The sequence below is a fragment of the Nonomuraea sp. NPDC049784 genome (assembly GCF_040659615.1).
Classification (GTDB): domain Bacteria; phylum Actinomycetota; class Actinomycetes; order Streptosporangiales; family Streptosporangiaceae; genus Nonomuraea.
Genome location: NZ_JBFAMX010000347.1, coordinates 1 through 10564 on the forward strand (window position 1 = coordinate 1; position 10564 = coordinate 10564).

Here is a 10564-nt window from a genome sequence, read left to right on the forward strand (position 1 = left end):
GGCGCTCTGCCGGCGGTGAGAGCTGAAAGGTTCATGCGCGCTTCTGCGAGCGGCGGCGGGTGAGATTCCCGCCGCCGCCTCTCCTTCCCGCGGAAACGGATCTGCCGAAATCACATATCGGCTGATCTAGGCAGAGAAGGACTACTCCTCGCGACTGACCGTAATCCTCAAGAAATGCTGCGTCCTTCCACCGCGTCGAGCACCAGCGGGCTGGTGCCGGCGTCGCCGCGCACGCCGAATCCGTAGCGGTATCCGGCCCGCACCTCCGGGTCCGACAACGACGGCAGGTGTTCCAGCGTGACAGCGGTGACGAGCTCCCAGCCGGACCCGGTGTCGGCGTACATGGCGGCCCGGCTCCCCACCAGCTTTTCCGGGTGCATCAGCAGGTGTACGCGACGTTCGTGTAACCAACTGCGATCGATCTATCTCTGTACGTAACCTAGTTTGTCGGGACGTACGTGACGTTGGCGACGTGGGAGGGCTCGTGCGGCGTCGTTTAATTTTGGGTGACATCCGGGTTCAAGGGGTGCGGAGCAGCGGGAGAGGTCGCGTGTCCTGGACGATCCTGTGGCCCGATGGCAGCGTCTATCAGGAAGCTGATCGATTTCTGCGACGCTTCGAGGGCGAGCCGGGGACGCGGCGAACCTACGCCTACCTGCTGGTCGACCATCTGCGTTGGCTGGAGCGTGAGGCACTTGCGTTCGACTGGGTCGCGTGGCGAGACCTGATGCGGTACATGGGCCTGGTCGGCGCGGACGTGCCCATGCCGTTGGGGGAACCGTGGCGGGCGGGCAAGAAGCCCTACGGCAAGGACGCCTTAAGCGCGCTGGCCTCGGTGCCGAAGTCCTTCTATCTGGAGCTGGCGAGTACGGGTGTCAACGTGGAGCTGGGGCGGAGGCTGGATGTGGTTCGGCTTCCCTCGAGGGTGGATCGCGATCGGTCGCTGCTGGGCCCGCGACAAGGGTATGGCCCCGGGTGAGCTGCGCAGGAGGTTCAAAGCAGTCCTCGAACGCGATCCTGACATCTACAAGTCGGTCTTCCTTTTCCTGGACGGTCTGCAGCCGGGAAACCTCAAGTATCAGCGCTTGCTGGCCGCGCATCTCGTTCTCATGGTCACTCTCAACGCCTTCGGCTACGACTACCAGCGGACAGCGCCTGAAGGGATGCGTTGCATCGTCGACCTTGTGGAACCCGCGATCCGCCGCAACCTCGTGGTTCTTGTCAGCCAGGCTCATCTCGAAAGGCATGAAGACATCCAGCCCCTCATGGCGATGCTTGCAGCCGAGACCGATATGCGCAGGCCGCGTGTCAGGAAGAGAGCATGATTGCGACACGGTGACACCGGTCAAGGTTCGATGGCGCGCGCTCAAGGTTCGGTGACAAAGGACATCTGCAATAGCAGCGATCGTTTAGGCGTAAGGTGATGTCGCTGAGAAGTGACAGCGCTCTTGGCCTTGCGGTGAAAGCATTGATGTGCTTCACCTCAGCTTGACGTTTAACCCTTCCTGTTCTGGTGCTCGGTGAGCGTTTCGGCGCGTTTGGTGGTCTTGCCCACGTCGTGGTGACGGGCAGGAGCTCGGTTCTTCGAGCCCGGAGGCCTGCCGGGACCGGGCCGGCTGGGTTTCGGTGCACCGGCGGGTAGGGGCAGGCGCGGGCGGAGGTGCCGAAACCCTCGCCGGACGCGAGCGGGGGTCAGCCGTTCGAGTGGAGCAGGACGTTCCCACGGGCGGCGCAGGTCAGGTGCAAGCGTCCGGGCGAGCTGAAGCTGGGCATAGGCGATGATGATCAGCCAGGTCCAGCGGGCGGCGGATTGCGGGTCGCGAATCTTCGGGGCGGTCCAGCCCAGGGTCTGTTTCCACATCCGGAACGTGTGCTCAAGATCGAACCTGCGGAGGAACGCTTGCCAAAGCCGGTCCAGGTGGGCCGGCGTGATGGCAACCGCCGAGGTCCACAGCCACACCGGCTTGGGGTCGCGTTCGCTAGGCAACTGCTCGACCTGCAGCCGGATCAGCGTGCCGTCGATGATGGGGAGCGCGCCGTCGTGGCCGAGCCAGGCGGCGCGGCGGGTGAGCCGGTGGTACAATCGGTCCCAGCAGGACGCGACGGCCTCCCCGTATCGGCTGGTGGCGGTGGCTGTGGTGTGGGCGGGTTCGCCCCAGGTGGTCTCGTCCTTCATCCGGAACTCGGCCCCGTGCAGGGGCGGGCGACCACCGCCGGGATGAGCCAGTGCGTGCTCGCGGCGGGAGGGAGCCGGGCGGCTCAGCACTCGATCGGAGCGCAGGCGGCCCAGCACCTCCACCGGTAGGCCGTCCAGCAGGAAGGCCAGGCGGGCGGTGTCGTAGCCGGCGTCGAGCACGATGAGGATGTCCGGGTCACCCTTGCGCCACTGGCCGGCTTCGATCAGGCGGGCGACCAGGTCGCGGACTTGCGTGGCGGTGACGGCGGCTTCATCGTCGTCGGGGCGTAGCCGCTGGGCATCCAGCACCATGGTCCAGGAGGTGCGGCCGGTCTCCAGCGCAGCGATGATCGAGTACGGCCAGCCGGGGATCATCTGATGGTCGCCCTTGCGGCGGCCATAGACGTGGCAGAACAGCCGCTCGGGGCTGGTCGGCGCGTCCGGGCGCAGCCAGGGCGTCACATCGGCGGCCAGCACGATCCGGCCGCCCGCCGCGCGCGGCAGCGGCACCGTGGACAGAGCTCGCCGCAGCCGGGCGATCTCGACACGGCCGTGGTTGATCGCGTCGTACAGGGCGCCGTGGCCACGGCGGTGCTCCGGCGTCAACGCCAGCCCGACCATCGTGCGGACCGGACCCTCGGCGCATAACACCGCCTCGACCAGCTCGAACAGCTCATCCCGCCGGGCGGCCAGGCAGGTGAAGACCTCCTGCCGGAAATCGGCCAGCTCAGTCCACGCGTCCCGTTTCTGGCCGTCCTCACCCGATTCCGGGACGCCTCGCGCTGCGCATGCCAGCATGAATGACACAGCCACCGCCTCCTCTTCGTTCTGACTGACAACTCGAAGATGGAGACGGTGGCTGACCGAACTCACGGCGACACGCCGTGTCTCAAGGGACACAATCCGCTATAGCAGACTTGTCACCCACATCGCCGATCGGGCCAAATGTCCGCTCAGAGGTTAAATCACAAGCTCAGAGGGTGTTGCTGAACCTCGCCGTCGCTGTTGATCATGCGAGCGATGTGCCACCTGGTGACTCCGACGCGGCTATTCGGCTGAGGACGGCCGGTCCGAGTGCGGTCCCAAGTCGTGCCTGGTGAAGATGGCGATCAGCAGACCGACGGGCAGCCCAGCCTCGTGAAAGTGCTGGTCGAGATGAAGTTCATAGCGGTTGCGCCGACCAACGCGCTCACGTGTGAGAAAGCCCGCCTGCTGCAGGTCGGTCACGATGGCCTGAACCCTGCCTTCGGTGATGCTGGCTGTGTTGGGTTCTTCGGGAGGCGTTTGTCGCTGACTTCGGGAGGCGGTTGGGGGCCGATTCCTTGATCAATGTCGGTGAGTTTTGACGTCACTCCGGGCTGTCTGGGTGGCCGGGCGGTGGCTGTTTGGCGAGGATGTCGTGGAGGGGCTGTCGATTTCCGAAGTCGTCTGCACTGATGTCCGAACTCACATGCACGCGCTCGTTCCTCCGCTCGACGATGGGATTCGTGGGCAGAGGGGCGGCGAGGCCAGCTGGTGGCGGGCTGGCGCACGGGAAGCCCGCCCTGCTGGCCGCCAACGTGACCCCGGCGCCGCCGCTCCCGCCGTCCCTGTAGTTGTGGACGTCTCCGAGGTTGAGGAACGAGGGGACCAACGTTGGCGTTGAGAACGATCGTGGACTGCAGGCGTCTACGTCAGACTCGGAGGGCCTTGGCGACCGTGTCGGCTATGGCTTGAGCTCCGGCGGCGTTGGCGTGGATGTGATCGCCGCTGTCGTAGTCGGGGTACAAGGTGGCCGGGGCCGCAGGGTCGCGCAGGGCCCGGTCGAGGTCGGCGACTGCGTCGAACTCTCTGCTGGAACGGATCCACCGGTTGATGCGCTGGCGAAGTTCCTCGTTCTCGGGGTTGTCGAATCCGGGGCTGATCGCCTCGGCGCCGCTGAACGGCGTGAGGGTCGTGATGACCGTTGTCAGACCGTGGTGCCGCGCGCGTTCGGCGATGGTGGTGTATCCGTCGATGAGCTCGTCCGCGGACACCTGGGGTGTTCCGAGCATTCCCGGGAGGCAGATGTCATTTAGCCCGAGCTCCAGGATGAGGTGGGTAACTCCGGGTGCGGCGAGCACGTCGCGGTCGAACCGGGCGGTTCCGCGCTCCCCGAAGACGTCGGTGAGCAGCCGGTTGCCGGCGATGCCCAGGTTGATGACGGACATATCCGCAGCGGTGGTGCGACGGTCCAACCGGTCGGTGTAGCGCAGGTTGGCTCCGGGCGTGGTGCCCACGCCGTCGGACAGCGAGTCGCCAAAGGCGGCCACGACGCGGCGGCCGGGGGATGTCAGCACATCGACCCCGGTGAGGTGGAAGCGGGGTTCGGCCTCTTCCGGGTGAAGGAGTTCTGGCTGGGAGGTGGCGTCGCCGGCGGCGACGTAGCCGGTCTGCAGGGCGAACGGATGGTAGGTGGCGGGTCCGCACGGCGTCGCGTAGTAAGTGCTGATCACCAGGTCGGTCTCGGTGGTCGTGGCGAGGCCGACCGGGTCGCTTACGGCCTCGTGCCCGGCATCGATGGTCACGTCGGAAGTGCCGCCGAAGGTTGCCTCGATGTCGGTGCCCGGGGCGATCGCAGATCCGGTGGCGTGGAGCGCGACCCGGGTGCGGGCGATGGTGAGCGGTTCCTTGCCGTACAGGTTGCTGAACCGTACACGTAGGTGGTCGCCACCGCCGCGGACGCGAACGATTTGGCGGAGGGTCTGGTCGTCGAAGCTGCGGGAGGGGTAAACGAGTGTCGGCTCATACGGGCTGACGGGAGCGGATCTGAACGCCGCGATCCATGTCTGGGTCATGGGTTCACTTCTCCTGAGAGCGCAGCAGGTGGCGGGTGAGGTCGTCGAGGCGGGCGGCGTCGCCGGGGGCGAAGGAGGGCTCGTTCACGGCGATCGGGTCGAAGCGCATGAAGGCGCTGAGCGGTTCGGCGGGTGGGGCGTCGATACGGGCGATGATCGGTTTGATGCCTTCCCCGACGCGGGCGCCGTGCCTCTGGAGCGCTGTGACGTGAGCGGCAGTGGCCGGATCGTAGTCACCGGCAAAGCTGGTTGAGACGGGGCCGGGGTTGATCAGCACGTAGCGGGTGGGGCCGGCGGAATGGCGGGCGGCGAAGGCGACCGCGAGCAGATCGTTGGCCCGTCCGGCCTGCATCTGGGCTGCCACCCCGTCATAGCCTCGTTCGAGCATCAGGTCGTCCCAATGGATGCGGCCGGTGGGGACGCCGGGCGCGGGCCCGGAGACGTTGACGATGACGCGTGGCCGGTCCAGGCCGTGGCTGAGCAGGAACCGGCTCAGGTACTCCAGGGCGAAGACGCCCTCGACGCCCTCGGCGGTGACGAACCGGTGTGACCGGAAGTAGCGGGCGCACAGCACCAGCGCGTCCACGGCGGGGTAGCGGGCGTTGATCTCCTTGAGAACTCTTCTGTTCTCGCTGACCAGGCTCAGGTCTGCGGGGATGAAGTGGGCTCCGGGCAGCGTGGCCGCTTTGGCCGCATCGCGGCCAATGATCACCGCGGTGTCGCCTCGACGCAGGTAGGTGGAGGCCAGGGCCCGGCCCATGCCGTCGGTGCCGCCGCTGATCACGATGGTCTTCGCGGTGCTGGTCATCAGGACGCCCTTGCTGTGGTGGTGGCGGGTTCGGAGTGGGTGGCTGGCGTGTGGGGGCGGCCGGGCAGCAGCGGTGTCGCGGCGAGTACGGCCGCGATGAGCACGGTGACGAGCCAGAAGACACTGTGGAAGCCGATGATCACGTCTGCGGAAGTCTGCAGGATGAGGGTGACCAGGGCGATGCCGAGTGCGGCGCCGAGCTGGTTGAGCATGTAGAGGACCGAACTTCCCTGCGCGACCAGCGGGCCGGGCAGGCTCCGGTAGAGCGAACCCATCGTCGGCGCGCTGAAGCAGCCCATGCCCAAGCCGATGGTCAGCGCTGCCAGCACCGGCCACGCCTGGCTGGTGTCGTCGGCTATCTGGGTGAAGGCCAGGGCGCTGATCCCAGCCACGAGCGCGCCGCCAGCGGCCAAGCCACGAGCTCCGATCCGGTCCGACAGGCGTCCCGCAAGCGGCATGGCGATCGCGCCGCCCAGGCCCGCCGGCGCCATCAGCAGCCCGGCGGCGAGCACCCCGTGGCCGTGTGCCTGCTGGTAGTACAGCGGGAGCGCGAACAGGGTCGCGAAGTTGGCCAGCCCGCCCAGGCCCATGATGGTGACACTGGCGGTGAACCCCCGGCTGGTGAACAGCCGCACGTCGATCAGCGGCGGCGTGCGGCGGGAGCCGAGCGCGTGCAGGATGTAGCCGGTGATCAGGACGATGCCCGCGGCCAGCGGCAGCAGCGCCTGCCAGGCGGTGAATGCTCCGTGCTCGGCCGTCTGCGACAGGGCCAGGACGAGCGCGGCGAACCCCGGCGCCAGCAGGGCCAGCCCCAGGACGTCGAGCGGGACCACCGGGTGTCGTCCGGCCGGGGGGTCTGCGGGTAGCACGCGTACGGCCAGCAGGTACGCGATCAGACCGACGGGCACGCTGAGCAGGAACATCCACCGCCACGACAGGCCGCCCAGGACGGCGCCGCCCGCGATCGGCCCCAGGACCGGGCCGAGGGACAGCACCACGCCCATCAGGCCCATGACGCGGCCTGCGCGTGCCGGTCCGGCCGCGCGGGCCAGCAGAATCAGCACGAGCGGGTCGAGCAGCCCGGCGCCGAAGCCCTGCAGGATGCGGAAGGCGATCAGGCTGCCGGCGTTCCAGGCCAGGCCGGCGGCCAGCGATCCGGAGACGAACACCGCCAGGCCAGCCAGCCACAGCCGCCGTCCGCCGTACTTGTCGACGGCCCAGGTGGTAAAGGGGATGGTGGCGGTGACGGCGAGCAGGAAGCCGGTGGAGGCCCAGCCGACCGTGCTGAGCGAGGCGTCCAGGGCGCTCGCCAGCGTCTTGGTGGCGACTGCGGCCATCGTGCTGTTGAGGATGCCCAGCAAGCCGCCGAGCAGGACGACACCGATCAAGGCGAGGAGTGGCCGGTCCAAGCGGTCATCTGGAAGTGTTGAACTCATGGGTTCAAAGTAGTTATCTCAGGAATTCAATGCAACTTAAACGTTCAGGTGGTTGAACCAGTGAGTACAATCGAGACATGGCCACCGCACGCGGACGCATCGACAAACGGCAGGCGATCCTGGACGGCGCCTTCGCCGTATTCGCCCGGCAGGGCTACGCCCAGGCCTGCGTACAGGAGATCGCCGATGAGGCCGGCGTGGCTAAACCCACGGTGTACAACCACCTCACCGACAAGGCGACCCTCTTCCGCCACGCGATCCAGGCCGCAGCCCAAAGCGTGCTGGACCAGCGACTCGCCGCACTGAAGCCACTCAGCGAGCCCGGCCTCGACCTCCGCGGCACCCTGGAGGAGGTCGGCCACCATCTGGTCCGCCTGCATGCCGACGAGCGCTCCTGCGCACTGCGGCGCCTGCTTTACGCGGAGCTCACGCATTTCCCCGACATCCTCGACATCGTCGTGGAGAGCGGTCCGCATCGTCTCAGCCAGGCGCTGGCCGACCGGCTGGCGCGGCTCATCCTCACCGGCCGCCTACACGCCACCAACCCCGACCAGGCCGCCGAACACTTCCTGGCCCTGCTCATCGGCCCGCTGGAGTCACGCTCCCAGATGGGCACCCGCCAGATCGGCGACACCGAACTGCAGGAGATCGCCCGCGCTGCCGCCCACACCTTCCTCCAAGCCTTTGGCGCTGAGGACGCGAGCGCCCGGCGGCCGGCCGAGTGATCGCCGCTGGCTCGGTCCAGCTCGTGGCACGAGAGGGACCTTCGGTCACATCGCCGGAGCGGAAAACACTGTTTCATAAGCGGCCACCTATGAAACGCCGCCCGTGGCCGGACGCGTCCAGGGCGAACGCCGTTTCATGAGTCGGTTCAAATGAGTAGCGGTGTGAAACACTCCTATGAAACGATCCCGGGGTGCGCGACGACGACTACCTCCGCGTGGAGGCCCACGCCTGCCCGATGACCTCCTGCGCCGCCCCGGCCGGCTCGCCCTGCCGGACCGGCAAGGGCAAGGTGGCCGTCCAGTACCACACCGCCCGCTTCCGGCTCGTGCCCGCGCTCGCCAAAGCGCTCACCGTGGCCACCCCACCGGTCCGCAAGCCGGGCACGGCCTGGATCGAGCTGCCCCGCCCTGCCGCGGCCGGCGCCGCACCGGCCGGGCACGTCCGCATCGGGTACGCCCGCGCCTCCACCGTCCGCCAGTCCCTGGACACCCAGCTCGACGCGCTCCAGGCCGCCGGAGTCACCCGCGTCTTCTCCGAGAAGATCTCCACCCGCGCCACCACCCGTCCCGAGCTCGACAAGGCCGTCGCCCTGGCCCGCGAGCTCCGCTCCGCGGGGATCGCGGTCACCCTCGTGGTGCACGAGCACAAGCGGCTCGGCCGCGGCCTCGACCTGGCCGCCCTGGCCGAGCAGCTGCGCGCCGCCGTCATCGGCCTGGAGTTCCTCACCGGCGAGCTGCAGGGCTCCCACGACCCCTCCGGCGTCGTGTTCACCGTGCTCGCAGCCTTGTCAGGGATGGAACGCGAGTACATCCGCGACCGCACCCTGGAAGGCCACGAATCGGCCCGCAGCCGCGGCAAGACCATCGGCGGCGCCGCCGTCACCGACGAGAACATGCTCACCATGGCCCTGCACCTGCGCGCACAGAACCTCAGCCTGCGCGACATCGCCGCCCGGCTCGTCATCACCAAAGGCAAGAAGAAGGGCCGGCACCCGTCCCCGGCCACAGTCCTACGGATGCTGCGCGAACACGACGCCAACGCGGCAGCGGCGCCTGCCATGGGCTGACTCGCCTCACCTGCTGCCTTTCCGCCGATGTGGAGCCGGTTGCAGCGCTGAGCCGAGCGTGCCGCCGGGAATGATCCTCCCGTTCGCGGCCAGTTGCACCGCGGTGGCCGCCGCCTGCAGCATCGCTTCCTGACGCGATGGGCTCAGCCGCTCGTACGGCCGCCAGAAGGACAGGCCAGCCCGGAACGGCAGATCCGCGGCGTCCCAGATCTGGTGCAGGAGGGCGGCCGAGCCGGGGCCGGCCCCGGAGTCGACCATGCTGACCTCGTCCAGCAGCGTACGCAGCAGCCGCAGCCATTCCCCGACGTGCACTGTGCGCGAGGGCAAGGTGACCGCCGCGGTGGCGATGCCCTCGAAGGTGAGCCGGTCCAGCGCGGCGACGGCGTCCGGGACCGGGCGAGGGGTCATCGACTCGCCGTAGCGGTGGGCCCGGCGAACGTCGTGAAGGTTCTCCAGGCGGCAGCCGTGCTCCGCGCAGCTGGCCATGAGGGGGAGCGCGGCGAGCAAGACGACGCCGCGCCCCGGGTCGGCTGCGCACGTGGGGCAGATGCGCCGGGCCGTCCGCCATGGGCGGCCGCTCAGCGGCAGCCAGGGCCGCCAGCGATTGACGACGTGGTACCCGGCCTGACCTGGCGGCAGCAGCACCGAGTCCTGCCGGACATAGGTGGCGAAAGCTTTTGGGCCATCAGCGGGATTCAGAGTGTCAGCCAGCCACGGCACGCACCCGGTGATCGTCATCGGGCGCAGCCGGCTCACCGTGACGCCGGTCCGTGCGGCGAGCGCGTGCATGATGATCGTCGGCACCCGGTAGTCCAGGTCCGCGCCGCGGTCGAACTCGGCCGACGCCGCGCCGAGGTTGTGCGTCAGCAGCTGCTCGACCGACAGCCGGTACAGCCCGGCAAGACGGCCGAGCCAGGACGTGAGCGCCTCGCCGGGGGCAGGCTCGGGGTGGACGGGCCAGCGGCGCAGACCCTCCGGCAGGTCCGTGTGTGTCACACCAGCTCGCGTTCGAACTTGCGGCGCCGCTCGGTCGGGCCGGCGTAGGAGGCCAGCAGCAGGGTGCGCTGGTTGATGGCCTCCTCGCCGGACTCGATCGCCGCGACGGCAGCCTCGGTGAGCAGCGCGGCCAACTCCCCGATGGTGCCCTCGCTGCGGGCCAGCAGGTACTCGGTCATCTCCGGAGTGGCCAGGTAGGAAGGACGCCGCAGCGGGAAAGCGGCGGCGAAGCTGGCCAGCAGCGTGCTCGTCTCCTGGCCGGGCCCCCAGCGCGGCAGCACGAACGGGGCGAAGCGGTTCTCCAGCTGGTCGTCGGAGCGGATCGCCAGATAGGCGTCCCGGGTGCCGACGCCGACCAGCGGGATCTTCAGTTCGTTGCCCAGGAAGCGCAGCAGGTTGAGGAACTCACGGCGCGCCCCGTCGCGCCCGGCCAGCACGTTGTGCAGCTCGTCGATCACCAGCATCCGCACGGCGGCCTGTCGCAACAGCCGCACCGCGAGCTGCTCCAGCTCGGCCAGCCGCTGCCGGGGGCGCAGCGGC

The 10564-nt window shown here is 68.6% G+C and carries 13 protein-coding genes; 5 read left to right on the top strand and 8 right to left on the bottom strand.

Features of this window, described 5'->3' with window-relative positions; all coding sequences use genetic code 11:
- Positions 1 to 167: 167 nt before the first annotated feature.
- On the bottom strand, positions 168 to 380 hold the full coding sequence (locus AB0J09_RS42045; RefSeq protein ID WP_360703974.1) for a hypothetical protein: 213 nt from the start codon (positions 378 to 380) through the stop codon (positions 168 to 170).
- Positions 381 to 550: 170 nt separating this feature from the next.
- On the opposite strand from AB0J09_RS42045, the gene AB0J09_RS42050 reads away from it, so the two are divergent.
- Both AB0J09_RS42050 and AB0J09_RS42055 read left to right on the top strand, forming a co-directional pair.
- Positions 551 to 979, top strand: coding sequence for a hypothetical protein (locus tag AB0J09_RS42050; protein ID WP_360703977.1), 429 nt, complete (start codon positions 551 to 553; stop codon positions 977 to 979).
- A complete protein-coding gene (locus tag AB0J09_RS42055; RefSeq protein WP_360703980.1) occupies positions 966 to 1325 on the top strand; it encodes a hypothetical protein in 360 nt (119 codons plus the stop codon). The genes AB0J09_RS42050 and AB0J09_RS42055 overlap by 14 nt, the downstream gene beginning before the upstream one ends.
- A gap of 170 nt (positions 1326 to 1495) precedes the next feature.
- Here AB0J09_RS42055 and AB0J09_RS42060 read toward each other — a convergent pair whose 3' ends face one another.
- Positions 1496 to 2989: an NF041680 family putative transposase gene (locus AB0J09_RS42060; RefSeq protein ID WP_360703983.1), complete on the bottom strand. Its 1494-nt coding sequence runs from the start codon at positions 2987 to 2989 to the stop codon at positions 1496 to 1498.
- Positions 2990 to 3223: 234 nt separating this feature from the next.
- Entirely contained in the window at positions 3224 to 3403 is a 180-nt protein-coding gene (locus AB0J09_RS42065) for a hypothetical protein (protein ID WP_355394884.1), read from the bottom strand.
- A 209-nt stretch (positions 3404 to 3612) separates the two neighbouring features.
- On the opposite strand from AB0J09_RS42065, the gene AB0J09_RS42070 reads away from it, so the two are divergent.
- A complete protein-coding gene (locus AB0J09_RS42070) occupies positions 3613 to 3771 on the top strand; it encodes a hypothetical protein (RefSeq protein WP_360703987.1) in 159 nt (52 codons plus the stop codon).
- A gap of 78 nt (positions 3772 to 3849) precedes the next feature.
- Here AB0J09_RS42070 and AB0J09_RS42075 read toward each other — a convergent pair whose 3' ends face one another.
- From AB0J09_RS42075 to AB0J09_RS42085, 3 genes are read right to left on the bottom strand one after another with little or no spacing between them, the layout of a single operon-like run.
- Positions 3850 to 4992 carry a GDSL-type esterase/lipase family protein gene (locus AB0J09_RS42075; RefSeq protein WP_360703989.1) on the bottom strand — a complete coding sequence of 381 codons (1143 nt, stop codon included), beginning with the start codon at positions 4990 to 4992 and terminating at the stop codon, positions 3850 to 3852.
- 4 nt (positions 4993 to 4996) lie between these two features.
- Positions 4997 to 5800 carry an SDR family NAD(P)-dependent oxidoreductase gene (locus AB0J09_RS42080; protein ID WP_360703992.1) on the bottom strand — a complete coding sequence of 268 codons (804 nt, stop codon included), beginning with the start codon at positions 5798 to 5800 and terminating at the stop codon, positions 4997 to 4999.
- Positions 5800 to 7236 (bottom strand): DHA2 family efflux MFS transporter permease subunit, encoded by a 1437-nt coding sequence (locus AB0J09_RS42085; RefSeq protein ID WP_360703995.1) that lies wholly within the window; start codon positions 7234 to 7236, stop codon positions 5800 to 5802. The genes AB0J09_RS42080 and AB0J09_RS42085 overlap by 1 nt, the downstream gene beginning before the upstream one ends.
- Before the next feature lie 77 nt (positions 7237 to 7313).
- Here AB0J09_RS42085 and AB0J09_RS42090 point away from each other — a divergent pair, with 77 nt between their 5' ends.
- Together AB0J09_RS42090 and AB0J09_RS42095 are read left to right on the top strand one after the other, a co-directional pair.
- Complete coding sequence (locus AB0J09_RS42090) at positions 7314 to 7961, top strand: TetR/AcrR family transcriptional regulator (RefSeq protein WP_360703998.1); 648 nt, start codon at positions 7314 to 7316, stop codon at positions 7959 to 7961.
- 191 nt (positions 7962 to 8152) lie between these two features.
- Positions 8153 to 9028 carry a recombinase family protein gene (locus tag AB0J09_RS42095; RefSeq protein WP_360704001.1) on the top strand — a complete coding sequence of 292 codons (876 nt, stop codon included), beginning with the start codon at positions 8153 to 8155 and terminating at the stop codon, positions 9026 to 9028.
- 6 nt (positions 9029 to 9034) lie between these two features.
- On the opposite strand, the gene AB0J09_RS42100 is transcribed toward AB0J09_RS42095, so the two are convergent.
- Together AB0J09_RS42100 and AB0J09_RS42105 are read right to left on the bottom strand one after the other, a co-directional pair.
- Positions 9035 to 10024, bottom strand: a complete 990-nt coding sequence (locus AB0J09_RS42100; RefSeq protein WP_360704004.1) for a TniQ family protein — start codon at positions 10022 to 10024, stop codon at positions 9035 to 9037.
- Positions 10021 to 10564: TniB family NTP-binding protein (locus tag AB0J09_RS42105; RefSeq protein ID WP_360704007.1), on the bottom strand; the 544-nt coding region annotated here is incomplete at its 5' end. The genes AB0J09_RS42105 and AB0J09_RS42100, both read right to left, overlap by 4 nt.